This window comes from Heyndrickxia camelliae (genome assembly GCF_002844575.1).
GTDB lineage: Bacteria > Bacillota > Bacilli > Bacillales > Bacillaceae_C > Margalitia > Margalitia camelliae.
In genome coordinates, this window is sequence record NZ_PIQO01000074.1 from 1 (window position 1) to 383 (window position 383).

At 50.7% G+C, this 383-nt stretch carries 1 tRNA gene and 1 rRNA gene; both read right to left on the reverse strand.

The features are described 5' to 3' along the window. Positions 1-184: 184 nt before the first annotated feature. Positions 185-260: transfer RNA gene (locus CWO92_RS24970), tRNA-Val, on the reverse strand. A 9-nt stretch (positions 261-269) separates the two neighbouring features. Beyond that, positions 270-383 (reverse strand): 5S ribosomal RNA (gene rrf, locus CWO92_RS24975); the annotation flags it as partial.

Below are 383 nucleotides of genomic sequence, written 5' to 3' on the forward strand. Positions count from 1 at the left end.
AGTTGCTCTACCAATTGAGCTAGGCCGGCAAAACATTATATGAAACTGCTGATAAATTACTTCGTAAAATTGTCGTCCAGCTCTCAGAAAGATTATCCAAGTAGCAGCTCGAGCTGTACGCTGATGAATCACTTCGTAGCGTATTCAATCGTGCTCTACCAATTGAGCTAGGCCGGCATTATTATGGTGGAGGATGACGGGATCGAACCGCCGACCCCCTGCTTGTAAGGCAGGTGCTCTCCCAGCTGAGCTAATCCTCCACTATGTAAGCCTGGCAACGTCCTACTCTTGCAGGGGGACAGCCCCCAACTACCATCGGCGCTGAGAAGCTTAACTTCCGTGTTCGGGATGGGAACGGGTGTGACCTTCTCGCCATTGTTACC